We start from the raw sequence: 26,172 nt of genomic DNA, 5'->3' as shown, positions 1-26,172 counted from the left end.
TCCGTTTGGTGGTACAAACGATTCTACAGCAAAGGCGATCTTTTTTCTACCATTTAGTGGTTAATCAACAGGCCTGATGGTATAGGTGAATAAGAACAGGGGGAGGACAGAGAATGGGTCTAAACGAGAATCAAAGAAGGAAATATGAGGAATATGTGAAGAGGAATAGTTTGGTATTTTCAGATCGTGTGGTACAAGACTTTTTTCAAAAAGAAGATCATATCCACCTTTTACTAAGAGTTCTTGATGGTGACTGCCACGGACAGCGTGTGTTGGAGGAAAAATTCCGTAAATTCTTCTTCAGAATTCGGTTCATAAAATTTCTCGTATCTACAATAAGATTTTGCACCATTGACCAACTACGACGTTACCAAAAACAAGAATCTCGTTACCAACTCATATTTGACCACCCAGTGTCTGGGGACGGAGACGGAACTACGTTTGGTGAGATTCTTTTAAGTACTCAAGAACTGACAATCGACGTGCCCAACACCCCAGATCTGGTTCAATTCCAGTCCACATTTACGAATGAGTTACTTGTCCATGCCTTTTCTAGGCTATCCCATAAACAAAAAGTTATTACAACCCTTAGATATGCTTTATGCTATCAAGATAATGAGATTGCAAGGATCATTGGTGTATCACCCCAGGCTGTTTGCAAAACGCGAAATTTAGCATTGCAAAAGTTGCGCATTTTACTTGCAGAAGGGGGTGATTCAAATGGATAATACAAATGCTCTCTCATACTTCATTACGGCAATTAGTCAAGTCGGCTTTCCAATTGTTTTAACAGGCTACTTACTTCTTCGATTTGAAAAAAAGCTTGATATTTTGACTGAAACCATGTTGCGTTTGATTGATGTAATCCATAATAAAGCGAGCGAGGGAAGCCAAGGGAAATGAAATGTTCGATTTAGTAAATCGGGCACAACAGGGTGACAATGAAGCACTGTATGAGGTTATTGCTGTTTTCTTACCGGCTATTCGAAGTGCCCGACAAAAAATTAAGCGTGATCGGCGGGATGATCTAGAACAGATTCTCGTTGAAACCATGATCAATAAAATACTGTCATATGACTTAAGCCAAACGCCAGATTTTTCTGCATTTTGCAGGCAATTGCATGAGGTTGAAAATCAATCCTAGGAATAGAAAAGGAAAGAGGCAGAAGGAAAAAAGCTGTGTGTACCTTCGCCTCCATCATTGATTTTTTTGTTCCATCCACGATCGTTTCAAAGGCGACGAATAGAACCTTGTTCGACAATCAGCTTGGTCACATGCATCTTGGGCACCCAAAAAAGCGGTCTATACTTTTCCATCGTGAACGAATAATGCGGCCGTACGCTTTCAACTTATCACGGGCCGGGAGGCCCTGCTCATACAAATCGCTATGGTCACCCCATCCGGCCAAGCCGATTCGGATCATGAACGTGTGCCTCCTTGCCTTGTTGCGCCGTACGGCTTACCCCATTTCCGACATAATAACTGAAATGACGATACCTGCCGCAGCGATCCAAAACAGCTTCGATTTAAAATATCTTTTCACCACGCTATCCTGTCGTTTGAATACTTTACCAGGGTCTTGCTGCATCTGCAAATCCGTAGCGTAGTGCGCTTCCGCGGAGCCTCCGTTATAAGTAAATCCGCGCCCTCCTCCGCCCACGAACACAAAATTCACAATAAGCGTCAGCAATGAGGCGATAAACAAATAGTCCGCAACAGTGTGCATTTGAACTCCTCCTCGACATCCTGAATTTTGTACAGCCATCCATCACTTCTACTTAGCGTCTCTGGAAGCCGCAGGCCTTACCAGCTCCAGCACCCGCTTCACCGCTTCCTCCACGGTAATCTGCTCCGCCTCCGGGGCTTGGCGCTCCTTGTACTCGACCACCCGTTCGCCTGCTCTCTTGCCGACGACGATGCGGACCGGGAGGCCGATCAGATCGGCGTCCTTGAACTTGACGCCCGGCCGCTCCTCGCGGTCGTCCAGCAGCACCTCGACGCCCTGCGCCTGCAGCCGCCCGTACAGCTCCTCGGCCAACTCCCGCTGAGCGTCGTCCGTCACGGCTACCGGAACGATATGCACGTGAAACGGCGCCAGGGATAGCGGCCAGACGATGCCCTGCTCGTCGTGGTGCTGCTCCAGAACTGCGGACAACAGGCGGGAGACGCCGATGCCGTAGCAGCCCATAATGATGTCCTGCTTCGTGCCGGATATACTCGTCGCCTTTGCGCCCAGCGCTGTGCTGTATTTCGTGTCGAGCTTGAACACGTGACCGACCTCAATCCCCCGGTGCAGCGTCAACGGTTCGTCGCAGCGTGCGCAGCGGTCGCCGAGCCGCACCTCGCGGAAATACCCCGTATGCGCCAACGAGAAATCCCGGCCCGGCCGGACATGGCGGTAGTGGTAATCCCGCTCGTTCGCGCCAGCAATGCCCTTGCCCAAGGCGGAGACCTCGCGGTCGACCAGCAGTGGAACGTTCAGCCCAACCGGTCCGGCAAAACCGACCGGCGCACCGGTAACGGACTGCACCGTATCGGCATCGGCCAGCTCAAGCTGATCCGCACCCAAATATCGCTGTACCTTTACTTCGCTCACTTCGTCGACGCCCCGCACCATGACGGCCACCGGCTTCCCGTCCGCCAGATACAACAACGCCTTCATCAGACGCGAAGCCTCCGGTCCGAGCAGTTCGGTCAGCTGCACAATCGTGCGGATGTCCGGCGTATGCCATCGCTCCAGCGGCGGCGCGGCTTCCCCATCCGCCGCAGCTTGCGCCTGCTGCGCGGCGGCCGCTTCCGCCTTCTCCAGATTGGCTGCGTAGCCGCAGCTGCCGCAGGCGACGACCGTGTCCTCCCCGATCTCCGCCAGCGCCATAAATTCGTGCGTCTCGCCCTCGCCGCCGATCGCGCCCGCATCCGCTTCCACCGCCCGGTAATTCAGCCCACAGCGGGTGAAAATCCGGTGATACGCCTCGTACATCGCCCGGTAGGTCGCGTCCAGCCCTTCCCAGTCCGTATCGAACGAATACGCGTCCTTCATCAGAAATTCCCGCCCACGCAGCAGGCCGTACCTCGGACGCCGCTCGTCGCGGAACTTTGTCTGAATCTGGTAAACCGTCAGCGGCAGCTTGCGGTACGAGCTGATCTCGTCCCGGACGAGCGCCGTAACGACCTCCTCGTGCGTCGGCCCAAGCGCGAATTCCCGGTCGTGCCGATCGCGCAGCCGGACGAGCTCCGGTCCGTATACGTCGTACCGGCCAGACTCCCGCCACAGCTCGGCAGGCTGCATGGCTGGCAGCAGTACCTCCTGCGCGCCGATCCGGTCCATCTCCTCCCGGACGATCGCCTCGGCCTTGCGGAGCACGCGGCGGCCAAGCGGCAAATACGTATACACCCCCGCCGCAAGCGGCCGGATCAATCCGGCCCGCAGCATCAGCCGGTGGCTGGCAGCTTCGGCATCCGACGGGATTTCCCGCAGAGTAGGCATGAGCAGATTTTGTTGTCGCATGGAAATCCCTCCAAGTTCAGATATAAACAAATAAACACGTCTTCGTCAGGGACGAAAACGTGTCGTGGTACCACCCTTGGTTCAACCGCATATGCCTCGGACTCCGGGCATGTACGGTCCTTCACTCGGATAACGGGGGAGGCCCGGCAGCGGATACGTCCAGCTTAGTTCCCCGCTGCAGCTACAAGGTGGGTGAAGCATACGGCGGTTGGGGGTCTCTCAGCCTCGGACGCCCTCTCTGGCGCAACCGGTCGCACGTTCCATGTCCTTGATCATTGCTTTTCGATTCTTGAATTAGAGCTACTGCAATGTTGTGTATTCCAATTTACATCAACTGTACCAAAATTGCAAGTGCTTCCAATCATCTCCTTCCGCGCTAGGAGCAACGAGCGGCAAACCGCCGCTGCTTTTATTTTGCTATTATTTGAGAAAAAGTATCAAAAAGCTACCCCGACTATACACAGTTGCCCTTTGTTATCGGAGGAATGATGCCGCCGGTATGGAGTTCTGTATAGCATATTCCCACATATGCGTCTGCTCTTTTAATCTATCTTAAATAGCTTTTTTATTAAGGGCTTAGTCACAAAATGATAGATTGTGATTGAAAGTATTAAACCAATGCCAAGGCTGCTGATGTTAGTACAAACGATATAAAAAAGTAAAACCATAACAACAAGATCAACCACGAAAAAAGGGATTTTGTTTTTTTCATCCACTATATTATTTCCGCCTTTCTTAGGTAAGGGTAAGGTTTCCTAAACAAGTACTACATCTTACAAAATGTTACAAAGTATTTTTAGCCTTGCAACTCGCTATAAGGGACTGGATCATGCACCGCAGGCATGCGATCCGGTACGGTTCCGTACTGTTCTAGTGCTTCGGCGGTAAAGCCGTCAGGCCGCCTTGGCTGGACGCAGATACGGAGGCTCAGCACCATTTCCTCTTTGGACTTCCATGCTTCCGCGGCTGACCTCATAGATCATCTGATATTGGCCATTCTCCTCTCCCTTACGCCAACGTTCCGTGAACAGCACTTTATAGACTTCCTTCTCGGCCGTTTCCTCTACCTTCGTTTCCCGCTCAACGTCATAGCCGTCAATTTGCAACTTAACGACTCCTTCTTCCTTGGGAAATCGGTCAATAGTAGTACCCCTGCCGGAAGTAGCAAATTGCACAGCATCTTTTGCGGTAAACGGCAGCTTCGGCGGCTTCGGCGGCGATGTGGCATCAATCGCACCCACTATGAGAACAAACAGTAGCATGGGAGCAATAAAAGCGATCACTCGGATCTTCCTCTTAAGAATCGGGATAGCACGAATGAGAATTCGATCGAAACTATAGAAAAGTATCGCCGCTCCTCCCCCCATGATGCCAAATAGCGAAGACTGAAGCACGAAGCCAAAGCAAAGTCCAAAGATGGCATGGAGAAAACCGAATATCAACGCCCCACCGGGACCTTTCACTTTTAACTTAACCGATAATGCTTCGAGGAGCGAAGAAACGAGAACTCCGTAGAGAAAAATAGCGGGAACTGCGTACAACGCAATAATGAACGCCAATAACAAATAATTTTCAGCCGCGTTCCAGTTGCTTCCTCCTAACGCTATACTAGGAAAGGTAAGCCAAAGGACGATTGCCCAGGAAGTGAAATAAGCTGCTGCCAGCTTTCGGACAAGCATCCGCCGTACGTTCAACAGCGTCAAAAGATATCCCCCCTGTGGGTTTGTGGTTAACTGAGATCTATATAAAACATTGCTTGGCTACCAAATCTAAAATGGAAAAAATTTATATAAATATGTTGAGTCAAGATGGGAAGGTAATAGGCTCATTTTTCTTTGTTCTAGATAAACCGCATTATTTTCATAAGAGTCCAATTACACAGGAGCTGTTTAATCTAGAATTATCCGGTGAATTCTGGTCAGAACCCTCTGTATGAAGCGATGGAAATTTGGAACAAATGGATGATCTCGAAACCAACAATAAAAAATACATGGTCAAGCCTGTCACAGAGACGAAGATTAGGTTGGTTAGAAGTTGTTCGTATATATCATGTCACCTATTGGGCCGGGTGGGTATTATGGTTCTTGTTTAGATAGTCTTAAAGACTGTTTTTGTGGAGGTTTTGGAGCCACGCCACCATTTGTTCTTCGCCTTTGTAATGGGAATTTTAACGAGCTGATGCATCAAGATAAAATAAAAGAATCTGAGAGAGTAAAATTACGAAAAATCCAAGATTTATTAATTTCAAGTCAAGTAACACTGGTTTATGATTAAACATTGGCGAAAAGATGGATGAATGGGTCTTCATGCGCGGTTTCCCACTTTTGCGGCGATAAGCGCGTATTTTTCTCATGGTAGCTTACGCGCCGCCAGCGTGTCAATTTGCGTACGGCCCGGCCCTCTCCGGCTTCGGACGCCTGCCCGCGGGTCGCTGAAGGAAATAATGGAAAATTAGGGTTGACGCCATCCTTGAAAACGTTTACTATAGGCATATAAAACTATAAACGTTTATAATTTTAAAGCTTCGATGCCATCCGCAATCCCCCCTCGTTTCAACAACATCCGAGTTTAACCGGCATAACTTTTTCAGACCCTTATTCATAAAAATCAATTCCATGTTGCGCGGAACCGGGCGCACAGCTTCGCATCGGTCGGTAGGGGGTGCGCCTTACTTCGACGAAAAATATAAACGCTTATACTTTAAGGAGGGATTGCCCATGCGGCAGGGGGCACGCAGACGGGAAACCAAAACTTTTTACCTGTTTATTTCGCCGTGGCTGATCGGAGCGGCGGTATTCACGCTGTACCCGATTCTGTATTCGCTCTACATCAGCTTCACGGAATACAACATCATCAGCCCGCCGAAGTGGGTCGGTCTGCAGAACTACGCCAAGATGCTTCAGGACGATCTATTCTGGCGCGGGGTGAAAACGACGGTGCTATTCACAATATTCAGCGTACCGCTCCAGCTTCTGCTGTCGCTGTTTCTGGCGCTGCTAGTCAATCAGAAAATTCCGTTCAAGCGGTTTTTCCGGACAGCGATTTATTTTCCCAGCATGATCTCCGGCGTGGCCATGTCGCTCGTCTGGCTGTGGGTGTTCAACTCCAAGATCGGCATGTTCAACTGGGCGCTCGGGCTGCTCGGCATCGACGGGCCCAAGTGGCTCGAAGACAGCAACTGGGCGCTGGCCGCCATGGTCATCATGACGATGTGGAGCGCCGGGGCCGGCATGGTCATCTTCCTCGCCGGTTTGCAGGGCGTGCCCCCGATTCTGTACGAGGCCGCTAAGATCGACGGCGTCACCCGGTGGCAGTCCCTCTGGCGCATCACGCTGCCGATGATTTCGCCTGTCGTACTATTCCAGCTCATCATGGGCATTATCGATTCGTTCCAGGTGTTTACGCAGGCGTTCGTCATGACCAAGGGCGGGCCGCACTACGCTACCCAATTTTACGTGTACTACCTATGGCAGAACGGCTTCAAATTTTTCAAAATGGGCTACGCTTCGGCCATGGCCTGGCTGCTGCTTATCGTGATCATGCTCATGATGTTCCTGATCATGAGGGTATCCCGGAAGCTTGTTCATTATGAAGGAGGCGGCGTATGAGTACGACAACCGTAACGCAGAAGCGTCCGGGGCAGCAAGCAGGTGACAAGCGCAAAACGACCCCGTTCGAATGGTTGGTCTTTCTACTGCTGATCGTCGTCGCGGTCATCATGATTTTCCCGACGCTCAACATGTTCTCGACCGCGTTCAAGTCGCAAGCGGAAGTGCTCAAATTCCCGCCCAGACTCATCCCGGAGCAGTTCGCCTGGGGCAACTTCAAGAGCCTGTTCACCCAATACCAGTACGGCTTGTGGTACAAAAACAGCCTGCTTATTGCCGTCTTCAGCGTCATCGGGACCGTGCTTTCGTCGTCTCTCGTCGCGTTCGGATTCGCACGCTATAACGCCCGGGGGAAAAACGCGCTGTTCCTGTTTCTGCTCAGCACGATGATGATTCCGTACCCGGCCCTGATGATTCCGCAGTTCATTTTGTTCAAAAATCTCGGGTGGATGGACACGATTCTGCCGATTACCATCCCTGCTTTTTTCGGCTCGGCGTATAACATCTTCCTCATCCGGCAGTTTTTCGCTTCGCTGTCGGGTGAGTTGTACGACGCGGCCAAGATCGACGGCTGCTCCGAATGGCGCCAGTGGTGGAACATCGCGCTGCCGCTCTCCGGCCCTGTGCTGGCGACCGTGGCGATCTTCGCCTTCATGTACGGCTGGAACGATCTGCTCGGGCAGGTGCTGTACCTGAACTCATCCGAGCATTTTACCCTGACGATCGGCATGACCGCGATGTATTCGTCCGCCACCCGGCTGGTGCCGTGGAATCTTGTCATGCTGTCCGCCGTTCTGGCTCTCGTTCCGATTCTGGTTTTATTCTCCGTCGCACAAAAATATTTCGTAGAAAGCATCGTGCTGACTGGAGTGAAATGAATAACCCTCAGGAGCCCGGTGGATGAACTAGCGGAGCAAGCGGAATCGTTCTGGAGAAGCGTCAGCGGTCGCCTTTGGCCCCGGATTCTCCCCACCTGATGGGTTATTGAATCAAAGAATCCGGGGACAACAGCGATCGGAAGAATGATCCGCTTGCGCAGCGACCTGTTATTCACCGGGCTCCAATGGTCACCAAACGAAGGAGTGAAGAAAGATGAAAAGAAACAAGACGGCTTGTCTCGGCGCGATTCTGCTGACAGGCGCGGTACTGCTGCCGGCTTGCTCAAGCGACACAAAAGATGGCGGGGCCAAGGGGGACTCCGCGGTCACGATCACGCAGTTCGTTCCCGACGTTCCAGATAAAATCTTTGTCGAGAAGCTCATTCCGGAATTCGAAGCGAAGCACCCGAACATCAAGGTCAAGATCATGAAGACGCCTTACGAGGAATTCGATTCGAAGATGCAAGCGATGATTGCCGCCGGAACGGCTCCCGACGTCACCTCGCATTGGGGCGAGGGCGGCTTCATCGAGTATTACGACAAGGGCTTGCTGCGTGACCTGACCGACCTGATGAAAGAGGACAACTTCAAAGCGTCCGATTACGGCATTCCCGACAACCTGCTCGATATCTACAAAATCGACGGCAAAAACTACGGCATCCCGGTGTACAGCTATGTGACGATGCTCCTCTACAACAAGGACATGTTCGACAAAGCAGGCGTTCCGTACCCGCCGTCGAGCTACGAAGACAAGTCTTGGACGTTCGACAAAATGATCGAAACCGCCAAGAAGCTGAGCAAGCCAAGCGACGATTTTGAAAAAGTGGAGTTCGGCGTGGACTGGGGCTGGGGCGATAGGGATATGCGTCCGGTTTATTTCGGAGCGAAGGTATACTCCGACGATACGTGGACGAACGGTGGCCATGCGACGTCCTTCCATTTCAATTCGCCGGAAAGTCGTCAAAATCAACCAGCGCTTGTCCGACTTGATTCTGAAGGATAAGGTGATGCCGTCGCCGGAATTCTCCAAAGCCGTGGCCGGGCTGGGCGGCGACCCGTTCGCCACCGGGCGCGTAGGGATGTCCGTCGCCGGGGCCTGGATTCTCGCCTCGGTCAAAGATTACAGCTTCAAGGTCGGCGTGGCCGCCGTCCCGTACAGCGGCAGCGACAAGAACCGCAACGTACTGTACGTCGACCCGCTCCTCATCCTGAAGGACTCCAAGCATCCGAAGGAAGCGTACGAATGGATCAAATTCCAGCTCGGCAAAGAAATCCAGGAAAAGTCGATTCAGTTGAGCGGCGGCACGCCTCCGGCCAACCAGCAGGCGGCGGAAAAGTATTTCAATCTCTACGCGCCGGCGATTGACGCCAAAGACATGAAGAACGTCGTCGAGGGCGGCCTGAAATACGGCGTCGAATCGTATAACCATCTGATCACCCACTACTCCGAGATTTTGAACATCGTCAAGAACGAGCTGGATCTCGTGGACAACGGGCAAAAATCCGTGGCCGAAATCAGCCCGCAGCTGGAGAAAAAGGTGAACGACCTGCTGAAGGAAAAAAACGCGGGCAAAGCCAAACAATAATCGAGCAAGCCTTCTGACCCCGCCGCGTAACGACTCCCCTGCGCCCCGGCCTCTCCTCGCGGAGGGGCCGGACGGAGCTATGGTATACTATTGCTTATCTATACGAATACCGATCCGGGAGTTTGATCCAATGAAAAAAGTAAGCATATGGGACGTCGTAAAAAAATCGGGACTGTCGCTCGTGACCGTGTCGAAGGTGCTTAACAATTCGCCTACCGTCCGGGAGAGCAACCGTCAGAAGGTGCTGCAGGCCATTCAGGAGCTGGATTACCGCCCCAATGCCGCCGCCCGCAATCTGGCGCGGGGGTCGACGGGACTGATCGGCCTGACGCTGATCACCCTGCAAGATTCGGTGTTCGACGGCATTGTGCATGCCGTGAACGAAGCGCTGGAGGAGAACGGCTATTTTTTGGCGCTGAACGTGTGCTCCTCTCCGGACGGCGGTTTGAAGCCGACCAACTTTTTATTTCAGGAGGACCGGGTCGACGGCATCATCGTGCTGTCGCCGATGGAAGAAGAGCAGTATGTGCTGGAGCTCAAACGGAAGAAAATCCCGTTTGTCATTATCGACAATCAGATTGAAAAAACAAATGCCACTACGGTGAATGTGGATAATTACATGGGCGGCTATGAGGCGACCAAGCATTTGATCGAGCTGGGACATACCCGCATCGCGCACGTCAGCGGACCGGAGCTGTTTCTCAGCGTCCGAGAGCGCCGCCGCGGATTCGAAGCGGCCATGGCCGAAGCGGGACTGACGCCACTGGCCGTGGCCGGAGCCGAATTCAACATCCGCAGCGGCTTCGACGTCGCCAAGGCATGGCTGCGCAGCGGGAACGTGCCGACCGCCGTCTTCGCCGGGGAAGACGGCCTTGCGCTCGGCATCATGGATGCGTTCCGGGACGAAGGGTACCGCATTCCGCGCGATATTTCCATCGTCGGGTATGACGACCAAGTGTTCGCCGCCGATATTCATCCGCGTCTGACGACCGTCAGACAGCCGATGGAGCAGATGGGACAGCAGGCCGTCCGCCTGCTGCTCAGGCTGATCGACGGCTCCTTGAAACGGAATACGTCGGTCTGCTTGAAGCCGGAACTGATCGTGAGAGAATCCACGTCGCCCTATTCTCCCGCACCGTAGCTGGCTCCAAGGACGGGAGTGGAGTACATTGAAATACTACTTGGGGATGGATGCCGGAGGCAGCAAAACGTATGCCGTCATTACCGACGAAACGGGTCGGCTGGTCGCAGTCGGCAAGGGCGGCCCCGGCAATCATCAGATTGACCGTGATACGGCCGCGCAGAGCATCCGCCAAGCCGTCGCGCAAGCGCTCGGCCAAGCAGGCCTGCGCGAGCAGGATATTGCCGCCGCCTGCTTCGGGCTGGCAGGCGCCGACCGCGAAGCCGACTTCCGCATTTTGCGCCCGATGATCGCCGAACTGGGACTACCCGGCTCCGACGTCGTCTGCGACACCGTCATTGCCCTGCGCGCTGGCACGTCGAAGCCGTACGGCGTCGTGGCGATTTGCGGCAGCGGCACGAACTGCGTCGGCGTCTCCCCTTCGGGCGAGACGTACCAATGCGGCGGCTTCGGTTATTCCTACGGCGATTTCGGCGGCGGCGGGGACTTGGCGACGGAGGCGTTCCGGGCCGTCATCCGGGCATGGGAAGGCCGCGAGGAAGAGACGCTGCTGACCGCGTTGGTCACGAAGGAGCTCGGCTACCCCTCAGTTGAACACATGTTCCATCACTTTCTGGACCATGCGCTGCCTGTCCCGCTTGGTTTGACCCCGCTGCTGTTCGAAGCCGCCGCCCAGGGAGACCGCGTAGCGACCCGCATCCTCCGCGTACAGGGAACGGAGCTCGGGCTGGCGGCCCGGGCGGTGATCCGGCGTCTGGGGATGCAGAGCGAGACATTCGATCTGGTGCTTGCGGGCAGTGTGCTGACCCGGGGAGACGGGCAATTCATTCATCCGTATATCGTAGATATCGTGCAGCCGGAGACGCCGGGCTGCCAGCTTCAGGTACTGGATGTCGAACCGGTGGCCGGGGCGATCTTGCTGGCCATGGAATCAGACGGCACGATCGTCTCCGAGCCGGTGCAGGAGCAAGTCCGACGCATATCCGATTTGAAGGGAGCGCTTGCAAATGACTGAAACCAAAGGACTGAAAGTTGTCGTGATCGGTGGCGGGTCGTCGTACACGCCGGAGCTGATCGAAGGATTTATTATGCACCATGACCGTCTTCCCGTCATGGACCTGTGGCTGGTCGACATCCCGGAAGGAGAGCACAAGCTGCGCGTCGTCGGACAGCTGGCGCAGCGCATGGTGGAGAAATCGAAGCTGTCGATCACGGTCCGCTTGACGACCAATCGCAGAGAAGCGCTGGCGGCCGCCGATTTCGTCACGACGCAGCTGCGTGTCGGTCTGCTGGAAGCACGCATCCGGGACGAGACGATTCCGCTGCGCTACGGCATGATCGGCCAGGAAACGACCGGTCCGGGCGGCATGATGAAGGCGCTGCGCACGATTCCCGTGCTGCTGGATATCGCCAAGGATATGGAGGAGCTGTGCCCGGACGCCTGGATGCTAAACTTCACGAATCCGGCGGGGATGGTGACGGAAGCGATCCTCAACCATTCGAACATTCGGGCCGTCGGCATCTGCAACTCGCCGATCGGGGTGTACAAATGGCTGGCCGGTCTCTACGAGATGCCGATGGAGCGCATCTACGCCGAGTTCGTCGGCCTGAATCATCTGCACTGGGTTACGCAGGTGCGGATTGACGGCGATTCGAAGCTGGAGGAGCTGCTGGCGAACCGCGACGGCTATTCCGCCAAAAACGTCCCTCAGTACGAATGGAACGCTTCGTTCATCCGTTCGCTCGGTGCCATTCCGAGCTATTACTTGAAATATTTTTATTTGACCGAAGAGATGCTGGCCGACCAGATCGAATCGTCCGCCCGGGAAGGCACCCGCGCCGAGGTGGTGAAGCGGCTGGAGGACGAATTGTTCGAGCTGTACAAGGACCCGGAGTTGGCGGAGAAGCCGAAGCAGTTGGAGAAGCGCGGAGGCGCATACTACTCGGAGGCCGCGGTCATGCTGATGACCTCACTCTACAACGATACACGCGACATCCAGACGCTGAACGTCCGCAACCAGGGCATTCTCGACTTCCTGCCGGCCGATGCCAGCATCGAGGTCAACTGCGTCGTCACGAAGCAGGGGCCGATTCCGCTGCCGGTTTCGGTCGTGCCGGAAGCCGCCAAAGGCTTGATCCATGCGGTGAAAACATACGAGCGCCTCGCGATCGCCGCCGCCGTCTCAGGCGACCGCGGACTTGCGCTGCAAGCGCTCGCCCACCATCCGCTCGTGACCTCGGTCAACAAAGCGGAGCCGATGCTTCATGAGATGCTGGAGCAGAACAAAGCGTATTTGCCGCGTTTTTTCGCCGCGCAGACCGTTTAAGCCGTTCTAACGCTTAAAGCCTTTAATCGCCTTGCAGCAAGCCGGCATCGGTCGCCGAACCGATAGCCGGCTTGTTCAATAGACACGGCAAAAAAATCCATGTTTCAACCCGGCCGGAAACGGGTAATGAACAAGCAAGCGTCCGCCCACTCCAGACTACCGACAGCCCTCCGTTCGCAAAAGAAAATAAGACGAAGGTGGTGTTTTTCTAATGGTAATGGGAGGCTTATTGTTCCTGTTGGTTATCCTTTTCACGATGTACCTGCTATACAGCCGCTCCGCGCAGTGGAAGACGGTGATGTCCGCTTCCGGGCCCGAGGCCCGCGACCTTCAAGCGAGGCACGCCTTCTTAAAGTCGAAGCAGGTCAAATGCCGGGTGCAATCCGATACCGATGCAGCGTTGAGCGCGATTCAGACGGCGGCCGAAGCCGTCGATCTCCATCACCCTGAACGCTTGAAGCTCGATGTGCACGCCAAAGATTTACACAAAGCCGAAGCACTGCTGCAGCAGTATGAGGAGAAGCAGCCGGAAGCCTCGGCTCGGCTCTAATCCGATATCCTCGCCAGTCATCCCCTGCGACCTGCGGCCTCGCGCCCGGACGCAGGGGATTTTCCGTCATGCGGACCATTTGCCGCCATCAGGGCTCGCCGCCAAAGGTCAGGTTGTCGAAGCGGAACGGGCTCGCCGCGTATTTGAAGCTGAGCCGGAAGCCTGAGCTTTCGATGGAGACGGAACGCAGATGCGGGGTCTTGACTATGCTGCGGACCAGCCGGTCAAGCAGCGCGCGGTTGCCGCTGCGGATCGCCCGGACGACGATGCAGGCGAGCGGCCGGTTGGCGACAATTTCTTGATAGAACGGCAGAATCGCCTTGGCGATAGCGCGGTGAACCTTGGAGTTGAAATAAAATTGCGTCGTTCCCGGACGAATCGTGGTGGCGTTCGAATACAGCACGATCGGCTTCGGCGCGTAGAAATCGACGAAATAGCCGATGCCGTTCGTGGACAAGGAAGCATACCTCCGTTCGGGTAAGCCAACTTGTCGAAGCAGCCGAAGCAGCGTATCCAGATCCGCGCGGCGCACGCCCCGGGCCCACGCTGCGGCATAAGCGGGGTCCGCAGCAATCCGCCGGTAAAACGGAAGCATGGCGGCCAACGTCTTCCGCAGCACCGGCACCGTTACGAGACGGTTCGTTTCTTTTACATGGTTCTTGTTCACAATGAATCGCTCCTTTCTATGCAATTCCCCCTTCTTTCCACCTTATGTTCTCTTGGCCGCAAGGTGCGGATTTTGCGCCGTCTCTTGCATAAAGAGAGAAAAGCCCCTCATTTTCATAGATACCGCCCAAGGCTCTGACGGAAAACGCAAAAAAGTCCGCCAAGTAAGGGCTTTCTTCAAAGAAACGTATAGAAACCCATTTATAATTGCCCTCCATTTTGTGTATTATAGAGAGTAATAGATTTTGACAGCTAACTTGTGAGAAAGGTTGATCCCATTGGACACGACGAAACCGGCTTCTGCATCATCCTCCAATTACATCAAAAACATCGTAATCGAAGACTTGAACACGGGTAAAGTGAACACCATCGTCACCCGCTTTCCTCCGGAGCCGAACGGCTACCTGCATATCGGGCACGCGAAAGCGATCTGTCTGAACTTCGAGCTTGCCGACGAATTCGGCGGACGTACGCATTTGCGGTTTGACGATACGAACCCGGTGAAGGAAGACGAAGAATTCGTACGCTCGATCCAGGAAGACGTCAAATGGCTTGGCTTCGAGTGGGAGCAGCTGTATTTTGCTTCGGACTTTTTCGATGAAATGTACGAGCGCGCCTTACGCTTGATCCGCAAGGGTAAAGCTTATGTATGCGATTTGACGGCGGAACAAATCCGCGAAACGCGGGGCACCTTGACCCAGCCCGGCCAAGAAAGTCCGTACCGCAACCGCAGCGTGGAGGAAAATCTCGACTTGTTCGAGCGGATGCGCAAAGGCGAATATGCCAACGGCGAGAAGGTGCTGCGCGCCAAGATCGACATGGCCTCCCCGAACATCAACCTGCGGGACCCGGTGCTGTACCGGATCGCCCATGCGCATCACCACAATACCGGCGACAAGTGGTGCATTTACCCGATGTACGATTATGCTCATCCGCTGGAGGACGCGATCGAAGGCGTCACGCATTCCGTCTGTACGTTGGAGTTCGCCGACCACCGTCCGCTGTACGATTGGGTTGTGCAGGAGTGCGAGATGGAGAACGTGCCGCGGCAGTACGAATTCAACCGGCTCAACCTGACCAATACGGTGATGAGCAAGCGGAAGCTGAAGCAGCTCGTGGATGAGAAGGTCGTCGACGGCTGGGACGATCCGCGGATGCCTACGATCTCCGGTCTGCGCCGCAAGGGCTATACCCCGGAAGCGATTCGCACGTTCTGCCGCGAAGTCGGCGTGGTGAAGACGAACAACAGTGTCGTCGACGAGAAGATGCTGGAGCATTTTATCCGCGAGGATCTCAAATTGAAGACGCCGCGCACGATGGCTGTGCTGCAGCCGCTGAAGGTGGTCATCACGAATTACCCGGAAGGGCAAGTGGAGATGCTGGATGCGGAGAACAACCCCGAGAACGAAGCGATGGGCCATCGTCAAATTCCGTTCTCGCGGGAAATTTATATCGAGCGGGACGACTTTATGGAGGAGCCGGTCAAAGGCTATTTCCGCCTGTTCCCCGGCAATGAAGTGCGTCTGAAGCACGCCTACTTCATCAAATGCGAGAACGTGATCAAGGACGCGGATGGCAACGTTACGGAGTTACACTGCACGTACGATCCCGAAACGAAGAGCGGCAGCGGATTCACCGGCCGCAAGGTCAAGGGGACGATACATTGGGTAGAAGCGACGCAAGCCGTCCCGGCGGAATTCCGCCTGTACGAGCCGCTCATCCTCGACGAGCAAGCGGAAGAAGGCGAATCGTTCCTCGACAATATTAATCCGAAGTCGCTCGAAACGGTGCAAGGCTTCGTCGAAAACAATATGCGGGACGCGCAGCCTCAGGACAAGTTCCAGTTTTTCCGCCACGGCTACTTCAACGTCGATCCGAAGCATTGGGCGGAGGGCCGCCCGGTGTTCAACCGGATCGTGTCGCTCAAGAGCTCGTTCGACCCGAAAAAATAGCTGCAAGCTCAAAGAAGCCTTATCGCCGGACGGTTCATCCGCTGCGAAAGGCTTCTTTTTTGCTTTCCTCTCAGGGTTCTGCGCTAAGACCGCGGAGCGTACAGCATGACGGCGACGCCGGCCAGACACAGGCTCATCCCGAGCCAGTCGTAGATGTCGGGGGTTTTCTTGTCGATGCCCCATCCCCTCTATGTATACCGATTCCCCAATGCCAAACATAAAAAAAGATCCCGTCAACGGGATCTTCAGGAAACTGCTCGCAATTAGATGAACAAAGAACGGGAAACGATCACAAGCAGAATGAAGAGAACGAGAATGACACCTATGCTAGTAAACCCGCCACCAACTCCGCAGCCGCCGCCGCAACCTCCAAAGCCGCCAAAACCCATTGTTCGGTCCCTCCTTTCGTTTACATGTTACATCGTATGGTCTTGCCCTTCCGCACGTTTGGACTATGCTGCAGAATGTGTGCTTTTCTCCGTCCATTTTATTCGTACCGTGAGGTCAACCGACTTGGAGTTATCGAGTATAAATTTTGAAATAGTGCGATACGGACACCATATCGCAGCGCTATAGTGTGATCTAAATCATAGGCGGGCGGGCACGGCTGGTATACCCTTGGTACAATGGGGCTGCTTCACCTCCGGACGAAAACCCATATTACTACAAAGGTGGCAGATGCTATGAGATCCGCCAACCGGGGCAAGCTGCCCGTTTTGGACTCCTTGACGATGTTTTTTATCTTATCGAATTTCATTCTCATTTTTTTGACCGATCTGATCGTCGACAAGGTTTCGGGCTTTCTCGACGCTTTGGGCTACGGCATACCGGATGTCCGCTGTTGCTGAGGTGGGGGCTGTTTCTTCTGAATTCGGTCGTGTTCTACTTCATTCTCCTCCGCTACAACGCCCGGCTGCTGCGGGAGGCGAACCGGCGGAGACGCTCGGAGAAGCATCTGCGGCTGCATGCGCGGGTGTTCCAAGCGGCACAGGAGGGCATTGTGATCACGGATGCCATGAATCGGATCATGGATGTGAATCGGGCCTTCACCCGCCTGACCGGGTACGAAGCAAGCGAGATCATCGAAGCAACGCCGCGAATCCTCCGATCGGACAAGCAGGACAAAGCGTTCTACGACGACATGTGGGCATCGATCCGCGAACAAGGAAGCTGGCAAGGGGAAATTTGGAACCGACGGAAAGACGGCAGCATATTCCCCGAATGGCTCATCATTAATGCCGTCAAGGACGAGACGGGCAGGATAACCAACTATGTAGGCATTTTCTCGGATATATCCGAGCGCAAAAAAGCCGAGCAAACGCTCCGCATACACGCCAGCGTGTTCGAATCGTCCCACGAAGGAATTATGATTACCAATATGGAAGGCACGATCTTGGCGGTCAATCCCGCATTCATCACGGTGACCGGCTACACCGCCAAGGATGCGATCGGCAACAAGCCCAGCATGCTGCAATCGGGGCGTCAGGATCGGGCGTTTTACTTGAGGATGTGGGCCTCCATCCGGGAGACCGGCAGGTGGCAAGGCGAAATCTGGAACAAGCGCAAAACGGGCGAAATTTACCCGGAATGGCTGACGATCAAAGCGGTCAAAGACGACGAGGGGAACATCCGCACCTATGTCGGCATGTTTTCGGACATTTCGGAACGTATTCAGGCGGAGGAGAACCTCCGTTATTTGACCTACTACGATATGCTGACAGGGCTGCCGAACCGCCGTCATTTCCAGAACAAGCTGAACGCGGCGCTGCTGGATGCGAAGCAAAGCGGCACGATGGTCGGACTGCTCTTCATCGACCTCGACCGGTTCAAAATCATTAACGATTCGCTCGGCCATGAAATCGGAGACCGGCTGCTTGTACAAGCGGGAAACCGGCTGCGCCGCTGCATTCAAGAGCCTCAGTTCGTATCCCGGCTCGGAGGCGACGAATTCACGGTGATCTTGCCCGGGCTGCTGGACCCGAAGGAGGCGACCGACGTCGCAGATACCGTGCTAAAGGAGCTGGCGCGGAAGTTCCATGTGGACCCGCACGAACTGTACATCACCGGCAGCGTCGGCATCAGCTTGTATCCAAGAGACGGAAGCGACTTGGAAACGCTCGCGAAGCATGCCGACTCCGCCATGTACGCGGCCAAGGAACAGCGCAACGGCTACCGCTTGTTCGCTCCCCATTGGACCGAGACGCTGCCCCGCCGGCTGGTGCTGGAGAACGGACTGCGCGCCACAACGCTGAACGGCGAGCTGGAGGTGTTCTACCAGCCGCAGATGGACTGCCGCTCGGGCCGCCTCGTCGGGCTGGAGGCGTTGACACGCTGGAACCATCCGGTGCTGGGCCTGATCAGCCCGCAGGAGTTTATCCCGGTGGCCGAAGAAATCGGCATGATTGCGGATATGGACGAATGGGTGCTGGAGAACGTATGCCGGCAGCACGTCCGGTGGGAAGAGGTGTTGGGCTACCCGGTCAAGGTGGCCGTCAATTTATCGGCGCGGCAGCTGCACCGGCCTCATTTGCCCGAACGCATCCGGCAGCTCCTGCAGCGGCACAAGGTCGATCCTTCCCAATTAGTGATCGAAATAACGGAAAGCACCGGTCTGACGAAGGCCGAGGCGACGATCCGGCTGCTGAAGGAGCTGCGCCGGATTGGCATCGGGACGGCCATCGACGATTTCGGCACCGGTCATTCTGCGCTCGCATACCTGAAAAAGTTCGATTTCAGCGTGCTCAAAATCGACAAGACGTTCATCCGTGGGCTGGATCATGATCCGGTCAACCGCGCTCTGGTCCAAGCGATCGTCGGTATGGCCCATGCGCTCGGACTCAAGACGGTCGCCGAAGGCGTGGAGACGGAGGCGGAACTGGAGCGGCTTAAGCAGATCGGCTGCGATGCGGTGCAAGGCTATTTGCTTAGCCGGCCCTTGCCCGCCAGCGAGATGGAAAAGTTTCTGGCCTCGATCCGGCACAGGGACAAGGACGCTGCGGAAGCTTAGCTCAATACAGCACCCTCCACAAATAAAAAGTTGCATACGCTTCAAAGCCGCTCCACCCAGCCGCAAGCCGATGCAGCTCGGCCGGCTTCGGCTTGCTGTCCATGCCTAACAGATGCTTGACCGCATTCTGCAACCCGACATCTCCGGCGGGAAAAGCCGACGGCAGCCGGAGACAGCGCATCATGACGTAATGAGCCGTCCATGGCCCGATGCCGCGTATGGCGGTCAGCTCGCGTTCGACCGTTTGCGCATCACCAAGGCGCAGCAGCCGCTCCTTGGTCAGTCGGCCGTCCGCCATGCGCGCCGCCGTTTCGAGCACATACTCGGCTTTTTTGGACGTGAGCTGCAACGGCGTGAGGTCGCTCACCGATAGTCCCGCAATTGTTTCAGGCGTCGGAAACGTCCAGTACGTCCGGCCGTCCCAAGCCATGGAAGCGCCGTACGACTCGACGAACCGCCGCTTGAGCGTGTAGGCGAACGCCAAATTGATCTGCTGCCCGAGAATGGCCCAGCAGAGCGCCTCGAACAAATCCGGAATGCCGATACATCGGAGCCCGTAAAACCGGTCCGTTAACGGCCCTAGCAGCAAGTCCCTCTCGGCCAGCCGGTAGAACGCGTCGAGATTCGTCCCCAGATCGAACCATTCCCACACATAGCGGGCCGCCGCCAGACGAGCCTGCGGCTTCTCCTGCGCCGCTTCGTCAAGAAACCGCAGACGCACGGTATCATCCTCCGGACCGCCGAAGATTTCGACGAGCATCCGCTCATTCCCGGCTTCGATCCATTTGTATACGCGGTCCTGGTCGACGTAATACAGGCATTCGTTCTCCGATCTCGCCATATAGTCGAGAGCCACGGAAAACCGGAAAGGCCCCCGCGGAACAAGCTCCCCTTCGTGTCCGCCGTCCTTCCATCCTTCTTGAAATGCAAGCTCTGCCCCATGCTGTGCTTCGTTCATCATCCATTCTCTCCTTTGTCCAACCAGCGTGCGCTATTTTTCCTCATGATCCCTTTGTACCATACTCCGGTCTTCTGCGCTTTTGAAATCTTGCGCTCTCACTCGTCCCCCTTACATCGCAAACACAGCAGGGGTATACTGAACTCGTCAGATGATCGCTATGACTGACATGCATGAACGGCCGGCGGACCGCGAACGAGCGGAGCCGGCGTTAACTCGACCGTTTTTCATAACCGAACCGGGCTCTCGCCGACCGCCTACCGGGACCGGGGATTGGATGCCGAGGAGCGCGGCCTGCGCAAAAATTAACGCCAAAAAAGCCGGCACATGCCTAATCGCAAGGGCCGGCTTTTCCGTTCGTTTCGAATCACAATGAAGCTTCCGCACGGTCTTTCTTCGCCGATCTGGCTTCGCGAACGGCAAAGACGGCGACGAGCACAAACGACAGCACCCCGTACAGCAGCACCATGAGCTGCAGCCCGATCGAATCCAGCAGCAGCCCCGTACTCAGCAGGACGACCTGAAACATGACGCGGTCAAGCATGCCGCGGAACGAAAAGAATCGGCCGTGGTACGCTTTCGGAATTTGCTTCTGGAACAAGGTCGACGCCGCCGGGAAAAATCCGCCCGCCGCCAAGCCGAACAGCCCGAACGCAAGCAAGGCGAACAGCTTCGAATCGGCAAAAAACAGCAGGCACTGCGCCGCCGCTACGATCATCGCAAACAGGAACAGGCGGTTCATCAAGCCGCCACGGTCGGCCATCCACTTAACCAGAAAGCCCGCCAGAATGAAGCTGACCCCTTCCACGGCATAGAGCAGCCCTTTCACCTGCGCATCTTGCTGCAGCTCGCTGATGTTGATGACCATCAGGTTGAAGCCGCCGATGAACAGCGTCGGCACCAGCGTCAGCCAGAGCACCGTCAGCACGGTCGGCTCCGAACGGAGCAGCGGCAGAAGCGCCTTGAAGCCACTTTGCTCCACAAGCGGCACCTGCCCTGCCGGATCGCTGCCGCTCTTACCGCTTTCGGCCCGCTCCGGCTCCCCACCCGGTACGGCCGTTGCCCTTTCGTCGGCCCCTTTCGCCCGCCGCAAGCCGGGCTCGGGCACGTTCAGGAAAGCGGTCGACGCAAGCAGCACCGCATAAGCCACGAAGGAGGCGACATACAAGCTTTGCAGGCTCATCACTGTCAGCATCAATCCGGCCAAAGTCGTCCCAAAAATACGCGCGATCGTACCCGCGTTCATATGGACGCCGTTTAAGGAGAGCAGATCCCGCTCCTTCACGATCAGCGGAATGACGGACTGCAGCGCCGGAAAATAAAACGCGGCCGATATTTGCAGCGTCACGGCGAACAGCACCATCCACCAGATGGAATCAAAATACAGCGCGACAAACATAAAGCAGACGCTGACAAGGCGTCCGGCGCCCGAGAGCAGCAGCACCTTTTTCTTCGAGGTTGTATCGATGACCCGCCCGGCCAGCGGACCGAACAGCACGCCGGCGAGCAGCCCGACGAATAAAATAAGCGACTTCATGAAGTCCGAAGGCACTTTCTGCTGCATAAACTCCAAATTGGCAATAATCGACATCCACAAGCCAAGCCCGGCAATAAACTCCCCTGCCAGGACAATCCATACGTTCCGGTTCGTCCACATAAACGCTTCTCCCTTACATTTCAAGCTGTCTCTGGATTGTATACCGAACCGGCCGAAATTGAAAGACTTGTCCGGCAAAACCAAACACAAAGCCCACTCTCTCCGGGTATGGAAGGGAATGGGCCTCATACGGCATATTTAATCCAACGGCTGCTTCGGATGCTTTTTCATCGATTGGTTGAGCTTCTTCCACCGGTCCTTCTCCGCCCGCTGCAAGCCCTTGTCTTCCTTACGGGCTTGGAACGCCAGCTCCTTCTGCAGCTTTACGTAGTTATGATACCGTCCCCGGTCAAGCGTGCCGTTCTCCAACGCTTCCTTGACGGCGCAGCCGGGCTCCTCCCGATGCGTACAGTTGCCGAAGCGGCAGCCCACGGCAAGCAGGTCCACGTCGCGGAAGGCGGCGTCCAAGCCGGATTCCGCCTCCCACAGCTGCAATTCCCGCATTCCCGGCGTATCGATCAGCAGCGAGCCCCCAGGCAGCAGCACAAGCTCGCGGTGGGTCGTCGTATGCCGACCGCGCCCGTCTCCCTCGCGGATCTCACCGGTGTCCAAGATGGCCTCGCCGTACAGCAGATTGGCCAGCGTGGATTTCCCGGCCCCCGAGGACCCGAGGAGCGCCACCGTCCGCCCCGGCTTCAGATAGGCGGCCAGCGCATCGAAGCCTTCGCCGCGCGCGGAGCTGATCGCATGCACCGGCACGCCCGGCGCCACGGCTTCCACCGCGGCTAGTTTGCCCGGTACGTCCTCGCACAGATCCGCCTTGCTGAGCAGCACGACGGGCGCCGCGCCGCTCTCGTAGGACAAGGTCAAGTAGCGTTCCAGCCGCCGCACATTAAAATCCGCATTCAGCGCATGCACCAAAAACACCGTGTCGATATTAGCCGCGACGATCTGCTCCTCGACGGCCGTCCCGGCTGCTTTGCGCGAAAACTTGCTCTCCCTCGGGAGCACCGCGTGAACAATCGCGCGTCCGTCCTCCGCCCGCACCTGTAGCGCCACCCAATCGCCGACGGCGGGATAATCGGCCCGGCCGGCAGCTTGATGCCGGAGCCGCCCCGCCACTTCGGCCAGCAGCTCTCCGCCAGCCGTCACCGCGCGGTAAACGTGCTTATGCTCCAAAATAATGCGTCCGGGCTCATGCCCGGCCTCACGGTAAGGGGCGAATGCCTCCTCCCGCTGGTCGTTCCAGCCCCAATCATGCAGATGGCATATGGTCAATTGGTTTCCTCCCATTCTTCAAGCCGACAAAACTGTTGTACCATTTAGTGTAACGAACCGGAACGACCGCATCAAAGTAAAAAAAGACTTCTAACCAACCTTTACCGAAAATAACCGCCGCAGGAGTTTGTAACCTTGTTGTAACTTTCTTGCAAGCCATTCGTCCTATAATAAAAGCATCAAGTCATTTATAACCCAGGAGGGATTTTTATGAAAACCCCGTTCAAATTACTGACTCTAAGCATCGCAGGAGCTTGCCTGCTGACCGCAGGCGTCCCCGGTTCCCGGGCAAACGCCGAGCCTTCCTCCGCGAGCGTGCCTGTTCAAGCCGTCCCGATCTCCACGCCCGTTCAGCAAGGCGCCGTCAAAGTATCCGCCAAGGCCGTACAAGAGAAAACCAACCTGTACTCCGCGGACCTGAGCATCCCGGTAATCGAAGGGCTCAAAGATAAAAAGTACCAAGACCAGTTGAACGATATCCTGGAGCGTCATGCGATGAAAGACTTGGAGCTGATGAAGAAGCAAGTGGCAAATGACGCGGCCGAGGCCAAAAAAGACGGCTACGAATTCAACCCGTACGAGGTCATCGTAAAATACGAAGTGTACGCCGGAGGCGGCACAGCCGATGGGGGTATGTTTTCCATCGCCGTGGAAACCTACGTGTATACGGGAGGAGCCCACGGTATTTCGCGAACCGATACATACAACGTACTGAATCAGGACGCCGCGGAACGGATCGAGCTGAAGGACCTGTTCGGCGCGGATTACAAGCAGACGATCGACAAGCATATCAAGGATGAGATTGCCAAGCATCCCGACGATTACTTCAAAGACGGCTTCGAAGGCATCGCCGATACGCAGTCGTTCTATATTCGTCAAGGCAGCGCCGTCATCATCTTCGCGCCGTACGAGATCGCGCCATACGCCACAGGCACGCCGGAGTTCATCATCCCGCTGCCGAATCAAGCACAGACACCGGGTGCCGACGCGAGCAGCAAGCCGCATACGCTTGTTGTGAACGGCAAGAAGCTGTCCATCATCGATGCAACCATCAACATGGACGCCAAAGGAACCGTGACCGTGCCTTTGCGCAGCGTCGCCGAATCTCTCGGCTTCGAGCTGAAATGGAACGCCGAGCAGCAAGCCGTGGAGCTGCAGAAGGGGGCTCAGTGGACGACCGTGCGGATGGGCAAGGATGAGTACGTCATGAACAAGATGGCTCCGGTCTCTCTGGGCACCGCCCCGGCAATCAACAGCGAAGGGAAAATGTACGTGCCGCTGGCCTTTTTCTCGGATATCCTGAAAGCGGACGTGAAGTCCGAAGCCGGGACGATCACGATCCGTTAGTTCCACCTATCGACCAAGAAAGAGCGCTTAACGGCGCTCTTTTGCTTTGCTTAAAACGAAATAATCGTACTCGCCTTGATCCGACAAGGTGACCCTTCGCCGATGCTCGAAGCCCGCTTTTTCAATCACCCTCTTGGAAGAGACGTCCATGGAAATATTCGTTAAAAAGCAACTTGCCGCCTTTATGAAAAGGATTCGGCTGACTGTATGGAGAATTAGGCATGAACACAAACTGACATCAAATCGGGAATAAAGGACGGCTGCAATTTTATGAAACTCGACCGGCTGTTGGCCATCACCATGCTGCTGCTTAACCGCAAACGGGTAAGCGCCAAGGAATTGTCTGAGCGCTTCGAAGTGTCGCTGCGGACGGTGTACCGGGACATCGAAGCCATCAACCAAGCGGGGATTCCGATCGTTTCTTACGCCGGTCTGACCGGCGGCTACGAGATTACGGACCGCTACCGGCTGGATCGTCAGCTCCTGTCCTTCGACGAGCTTCAGTCCGCCGACAAAGAAAAGCTGGAGACGCTGCGGCAAGCGATCCGCGATAACCGGCTTACCGCCTTTGCGTATACGAACGGGAAAGGAGAGCAGGCCGAGCGTCAGTGCGAACCGATGAGCGTGGTGCTTAAAGGCTATGTGTGGTACATGTACGGCTATTGCCGGCTGCGGGAAGATTTTCGGATATTCCGGCTGTCGCGGATGCGGAACTTGCAAGCCGGAACAGAGACGTTCGAACCTCGCCAGCTTCCGACGGAAGCATTGGATAGCCGCTGGACGTGGCGCGATTCTCCCCATTCCGTGAATCTCGTGCTGCAATTCACCTCGAAGGTCCGGGTCCCGGTGGAGGATTATTACAAGCCCGAGCAAATCGAGTACGGCCCGGACGGGACGCTCATCGTCCGCGCTTCCCATCCGGACGCGCCCTGGATGTACGCCCATCTGCTGTCCTACGGCGCTGATGTGAAGGTGCTGGAGCCGGAAGCTGTTGCCAGCCGGGTGCGGGAGGAGGCGCTCGCCATCGCGCGGCTCTACGAGCAACCCTGACATACAGCTGTCAGGGAATACATGTTATCGTAAAGTGGTAACGCTAAATTGCGAGCGCAGGGAGGAATTCGAAATGTTTATCGCAACAACCGATTTTATCGCCGAATGGCAGCAAGAGGCTGCCGCTACACAGAGGGTCATGGATACCTTGACCGACGAAGCCCTGGATCAGGCGATCGCTCCGGACCATCGGACGCTTGGGCAGCTTGCCTGGCATCTGACGACGACGATGCACGAGATGCTGTCGCGGACCGGCTTGGAATTCGCATCGGCGGGAGACGACCAACACGCACCGGCCTCGGCGGCTGCGATCGCGGAAGCTTACCGGAACGCCTCGCAAGCGGCCGGGAATGCGGTCCAAACCCAGTGGACGGACGCCAAGCTGGCAGAAACGACGGAAATGTACGGCAATACATGGCCGAATGGCCTGACCTTGCGGATTTTAATCCAGCATCAGATTCATCACCGGGGCCAAATGACCGTCCTGATGCGCCAAGCCGGGCTCAGGGTTCCGGACATCTACGGCCCGACACGGGAAGATTGGCTGGAGAGCGGTATGCAGCCGCTTATCTGACGAGGCTAATGCCGTGACGCCGAGCGCTTAGTGCGCCAACACTACACGGCTCTTTGGATAAACGAAGCTGTGGTCTACCCCACGGCGCGCATAGTTTTTAACCTAAGCGAAAAAACCACCGGTCAGGGGCCAACCTAACTACGG

General features: G+C 55.8%; 25 protein-coding genes and 1 pseudogene. 17 read left to right on the top strand and 9 right to left on the bottom strand.

Going from position 1 to position 26,172, the window contains the following annotated elements:
* The first annotated feature begins 113 nt into the window (after window positions 1-113).
* The 3 genes from NLX71_RS21875 to NLX71_RS21865 are packed head-to-tail and all read left to right on the top strand — an operon-like array spanning window position 114 to window position 1,144.
* Window positions 114-728: a sigma-70 family RNA polymerase sigma factor gene (locus NLX71_RS21875; protein WP_254365880.1), complete on the top strand. Its 615-nt coding sequence runs from the start codon at window positions 114-116 to the stop codon at window positions 726-728.
* A complete protein-coding gene (locus NLX71_RS21870) occupies window positions 721-903 on the top strand; it encodes a YvrJ family protein (RefSeq protein WP_254365879.1) in 183 nt (60 codons plus the stop codon). Before NLX71_RS21875 ends, NLX71_RS21870 begins: the two co-directional genes overlap by 8 nt.
* Before the next feature lies 1 nt (window position 904).
* Window positions 905-1,144 (top strand): helix-turn-helix domain-containing protein, encoded by a 240-nt coding sequence (locus NLX71_RS21865; protein WP_254365878.1) that lies wholly within the window; start codon window positions 905-907, stop codon window positions 1,142-1,144.
* 316 nt (window positions 1,145-1,460) lie between these two features.
* Here NLX71_RS21865 and NLX71_RS21860 read toward each other — a convergent pair whose 3' ends face one another.
* The 3 genes from NLX71_RS21860 to NLX71_RS21850 form a co-directional block, all read right to left on the bottom strand.
* Entirely contained in the window at window positions 1,461-1,727 is a 267-nt protein-coding gene (locus NLX71_RS21860; protein ID WP_254365877.1) for a hypothetical protein, read from the bottom strand.
* Window positions 1,728-1,775: 48 nt separating this feature from the next.
* Entirely contained in the window at window positions 1,776-3,509 is a 1,734-nt protein-coding gene (locus tag NLX71_RS21855; RefSeq protein WP_254365876.1) for a proline--tRNA ligase, read from the bottom strand.
* Between the two features lie 893 nt (window positions 3,510-4,402).
* On the bottom strand, window positions 4,403-5,212 hold the full coding sequence (locus NLX71_RS21850; protein ID WP_254365875.1) for a hypothetical protein: 810 nt from the start codon (window positions 5,210-5,212) through the stop codon (window positions 4,403-4,405).
* A gap of 1,014 nt (window positions 5,213-6,226) precedes the next feature.
* Here NLX71_RS21850 and NLX71_RS21845 point away from each other — a divergent pair.
* From NLX71_RS21845 to NLX71_RS21810, 8 genes are all read left to right on the top strand, one after another.
* Window positions 6,227-7,117, top strand: coding sequence for a carbohydrate ABC transporter permease (locus NLX71_RS21845; protein WP_254365874.1), 891 nt, complete (start codon window positions 6,227-6,229; stop codon window positions 7,115-7,117).
* On the top strand, window positions 7,114-7,995 hold the full coding sequence (locus NLX71_RS21840) for a carbohydrate ABC transporter permease (RefSeq protein ID WP_254365873.1): 882 nt from the start codon (window positions 7,114-7,116) through the stop codon (window positions 7,993-7,995). Before NLX71_RS21845 ends, NLX71_RS21840 begins: the two co-directional genes overlap by 4 nt.
* 214 nt (window positions 7,996-8,209) lie before the next feature.
* A complete protein-coding gene (locus NLX71_RS21835; protein WP_254365872.1) occupies window positions 8,210-8,998 on the top strand; it encodes an ABC transporter substrate-binding protein in 789 nt (262 codons plus the stop codon).
* Window positions 8,919-9,581 carry an extracellular solute-binding protein gene (locus NLX71_RS21830; protein WP_254365882.1) on the top strand — a complete coding sequence of 221 codons (663 nt, stop codon included), beginning with the start codon at window positions 8,919-8,921 and terminating at the stop codon, window positions 9,579-9,581. Before NLX71_RS21835 ends, NLX71_RS21830 begins: the two co-directional genes overlap by 80 nt.
* A 130-nt stretch (window positions 9,582-9,711) precedes the next feature.
* The gene (locus NLX71_RS21825; RefSeq protein WP_254365871.1) at window positions 9,712-10,722 is read left to right on the top strand and encodes a LacI family DNA-binding transcriptional regulator; all 1,011 of its coding nucleotides are present in this window, start codon (window positions 9,712-9,714) and stop codon (window positions 10,720-10,722) included.
* A gap of 28 nt (window positions 10,723-10,750) precedes the next feature.
* Window positions 10,751-11,737 carry an N-acetylglucosamine kinase gene (locus tag NLX71_RS21820; RefSeq protein ID WP_254365870.1) on the top strand — a complete coding sequence of 329 codons (987 nt, stop codon included), beginning with the start codon at window positions 10,751-10,753 and terminating at the stop codon, window positions 11,735-11,737.
* On the top strand, window positions 11,730-13,049 hold the full coding sequence (locus NLX71_RS21815; RefSeq protein ID WP_254365869.1) for a 6-phospho-beta-glucosidase: 1,320 nt from the start codon (window positions 11,730-11,732) through the stop codon (window positions 13,047-13,049). The genes NLX71_RS21820 and NLX71_RS21815 overlap by 8 nt, the downstream gene beginning before the upstream one ends.
* Window positions 13,050-13,260: 211 nt before the next feature.
* The gene (locus tag NLX71_RS21810; RefSeq protein ID WP_254365868.1) at window positions 13,261-13,599 is read left to right on the top strand and encodes a hypothetical protein; all 339 of its coding nucleotides are present in this window, start codon (window positions 13,261-13,263) and stop codon (window positions 13,597-13,599) included.
* An 88-nt stretch (window positions 13,600-13,687) separates the two neighbouring features.
* On the opposite strand, the gene NLX71_RS21805 is transcribed toward NLX71_RS21810, so the two are convergent.
* A complete protein-coding gene (locus NLX71_RS21805; protein ID WP_254365867.1) occupies window positions 13,688-14,266 on the bottom strand; it encodes a hypothetical protein in 579 nt (192 codons plus the stop codon).
* Between the two features lie 277 nt (window positions 14,267-14,543).
* On the opposite strand from NLX71_RS21805, the gene NLX71_RS21800 reads away from it, so the two are divergent.
* Window positions 14,544-16,217, top strand: coding sequence for a glutamine--tRNA ligase/YqeY domain fusion protein (locus tag NLX71_RS21800; protein ID WP_254365866.1), 1,674 nt, complete (start codon window positions 14,544-14,546; stop codon window positions 16,215-16,217).
* A gap of 83 nt (window positions 16,218-16,300) precedes the next feature.
* Here NLX71_RS21800 and NLX71_RS21795 read toward each other — a convergent pair.
* Both NLX71_RS21795 and NLX71_RS21790 read right to left on the bottom strand, forming a co-directional pair.
* Window positions 16,301-16,402, bottom strand: a pseudogene (locus tag NLX71_RS21795) (YnfA family protein); the annotation flags it as partial.
* A gap of 78 nt (window positions 16,403-16,480) precedes the next feature.
* Entirely contained in the window at window positions 16,481-16,606 is a 126-nt protein-coding gene (locus tag NLX71_RS21790) for a YjcZ family sporulation protein (protein WP_254365865.1), read from the bottom strand.
* A gap of 294 nt (window positions 16,607-16,900) precedes the next feature.
* Between NLX71_RS21790 and NLX71_RS21785 the strand changes: the two genes are divergently transcribed.
* Window positions 16,901-17,065 (top strand): hypothetical protein, encoded by a 165-nt coding sequence (locus NLX71_RS21785; protein WP_254365864.1) that lies wholly within the window; start codon window positions 16,901-16,903, stop codon window positions 17,063-17,065.
* Complete coding sequence (locus NLX71_RS21780; protein ID WP_254365863.1) at window positions 17,059-19,224, top strand: putative bifunctional diguanylate cyclase/phosphodiesterase; 2,166 nt, start codon at window positions 17,059-17,061, stop codon at window positions 19,222-19,224. Before NLX71_RS21785 ends, NLX71_RS21780 begins: the two co-directional genes overlap by 7 nt.
* 1 nt (window position 19,225) lies before the next feature.
* On the opposite strand, the gene NLX71_RS21775 is transcribed toward NLX71_RS21780, so the two are convergent.
* The 3 genes from NLX71_RS21775 to rsgA form a co-directional block, all read right to left on the bottom strand.
* Window positions 19,226-20,185, bottom strand: coding sequence for a DNA-3-methyladenine glycosylase family protein (locus NLX71_RS21775; protein WP_254365862.1), 960 nt, complete (start codon window positions 20,183-20,185; stop codon window positions 19,226-19,228).
* 364 nt (window positions 20,186-20,549) lie between these two features.
* Window positions 20,550-21,839 (bottom strand): MFS transporter, encoded by a 1,290-nt coding sequence (locus NLX71_RS21770; protein WP_254365861.1) that lies wholly within the window; start codon window positions 21,837-21,839, stop codon window positions 20,550-20,552.
* Between the two features lie 138 nt (window positions 21,840-21,977).
* A complete protein-coding gene (rsgA, locus tag NLX71_RS21765; protein ID WP_254365860.1) occupies window positions 21,978-23,057 on the bottom strand; it encodes a ribosome small subunit-dependent GTPase A in 1,080 nt (359 codons plus the stop codon).
* Window positions 23,058-23,267: 210 nt separating this feature from the next.
* Between rsgA and NLX71_RS21760 the strand changes: the two genes are divergently transcribed.
* From NLX71_RS21760 to NLX71_RS21750, 3 genes are all read left to right on the top strand, one after another.
* Window positions 23,268-24,404 (top strand): PdaC/SigV domain-containing protein, encoded by a 1,137-nt coding sequence (locus NLX71_RS21760; RefSeq protein ID WP_254365859.1) that lies wholly within the window; start codon window positions 23,268-23,270, stop codon window positions 24,402-24,404.
* Window positions 24,405-24,674: 270 nt separating this feature from the next.
* Window positions 24,675-25,454 carry a helix-turn-helix transcriptional regulator gene (locus NLX71_RS21755; protein ID WP_254365858.1) on the top strand — a complete coding sequence of 260 codons (780 nt, stop codon included), beginning with the start codon at window positions 24,675-24,677 and terminating at the stop codon, window positions 25,452-25,454.
* A gap of 73 nt (window positions 25,455-25,527) precedes the next feature.
* Window positions 25,528-26,028: a DinB family protein gene (locus tag NLX71_RS21750; protein ID WP_254365857.1), complete on the top strand. Its 501-nt coding sequence runs from the start codon at window positions 25,528-25,530 to the stop codon at window positions 26,026-26,028.
* Window positions 26,029-26,172: the final 144 nt, after the last annotated feature.

The organism is Paenibacillus sp. MZ04-78.2, from assembly GCF_024213375.1.
Lineage (GTDB): Bacteria > Bacillota > Bacilli > Paenibacillales > NBRC-103111 > Paenibacillus_G.
This window is presented reverse-complemented; position numbering and strand designations above follow the sequence as displayed.

What these genes read in the sequence shown, in the direction of transcription:
- NLX71_RS21875 (WP_254365880.1), top strand. Translation starts at nt 114, where the DNA reads ATGGGTCTAAACGAGAATCAAAGAAGGAAATATGAGGAATATGTGAAG.
- NLX71_RS21870 (WP_254365879.1), top strand. Translation starts at nt 721, where the DNA reads ATGGATAATACAAATGCTCTCTCATACTTCATTACGGCAATTAGTCAA.
- NLX71_RS21865 (WP_254365878.1), top strand. Translation starts at nt 905, where the DNA reads ATGTTCGATTTAGTAAATCGGGCACAACAGGGTGACAATGAAGCACTG.
- NLX71_RS21860 (WP_254365877.1), bottom strand. Translation starts at nt 1,727, where the DNA reads ATGCACACTGTTGCGGACTATTTGTTTATCGCCTCATTGCTGACGCTT.
- NLX71_RS21855 (WP_254365876.1), bottom strand. Translation starts at nt 3,509, where the DNA reads ATGCGACAACAAAATCTGCTCATGCCTACTCTGCGGGAAATCCCGTCG.
- NLX71_RS21845 (WP_254365874.1), top strand. Translation starts at nt 6,227, where the DNA reads ATGCGGCAGGGGGCACGCAGACGGGAAACCAAAACTTTTTACCTGTTT.
- NLX71_RS21840 (WP_254365873.1), top strand. Translation starts at nt 7,114, where the DNA reads ATGAGTACGACAACCGTAACGCAGAAGCGTCCGGGGCAGCAAGCAGGT.
- NLX71_RS21835 (WP_254365872.1), top strand. Translation starts at nt 8,210, where the DNA reads ATGAAAAGAAACAAGACGGCTTGTCTCGGCGCGATTCTGCTGACAGGC.
- NLX71_RS21830 (WP_254365882.1), top strand. Translation starts at nt 8,919, where the DNA reads ATGCGACGTCCTTCCATTTCAATTCGCCGGAAAGTCGTCAAAATCAAC.
- NLX71_RS21825 (WP_254365871.1), top strand. Translation starts at nt 9,712, where the DNA reads ATGAAAAAAGTAAGCATATGGGACGTCGTAAAAAAATCGGGACTGTCG.
- NLX71_RS21815 (WP_254365869.1), top strand. Translation starts at nt 11,730, where the DNA reads ATGACTGAAACCAAAGGACTGAAAGTTGTCGTGATCGGTGGCGGGTCG.
- NLX71_RS21810 (WP_254365868.1), top strand. Translation starts at nt 13,261, where the DNA reads ATGGTAATGGGAGGCTTATTGTTCCTGTTGGTTATCCTTTTCACGATG.
- NLX71_RS21790 (WP_254365865.1), bottom strand. Translation starts at nt 16,606, where the DNA reads ATGGGTTTTGGCGGCTTTGGAGGTTGCGGCGGCGGCTGCGGAGTTGGT.
- NLX71_RS21785 (WP_254365864.1), top strand. Translation starts at nt 16,901, where the DNA reads ATGAGATCCGCCAACCGGGGCAAGCTGCCCGTTTTGGACTCCTTGACG.
- NLX71_RS21775 (WP_254365862.1), bottom strand. Translation starts at nt 20,185, where the DNA reads ATGATGAACGAAGCACAGCATGGGGCAGAGCTTGCATTTCAAGAAGGA.
- NLX71_RS21770 (WP_254365861.1), bottom strand. Translation starts at nt 21,839, where the DNA reads ATGTGGACGAACCGGAACGTATGGATTGTCCTGGCAGGGGAGTTTATT.
- NLX71_RS21760 (WP_254365859.1), top strand. Translation starts at nt 23,268, where the DNA reads ATGAAAACCCCGTTCAAATTACTGACTCTAAGCATCGCAGGAGCTTGC.
- NLX71_RS21755 (WP_254365858.1), top strand. Translation starts at nt 24,675, where the DNA reads ATGAAACTCGACCGGCTGTTGGCCATCACCATGCTGCTGCTTAACCGC.
- NLX71_RS21750 (WP_254365857.1), top strand. Translation starts at nt 25,528, where the DNA reads ATGTTTATCGCAACAACCGATTTTATCGCCGAATGGCAGCAAGAGGCT.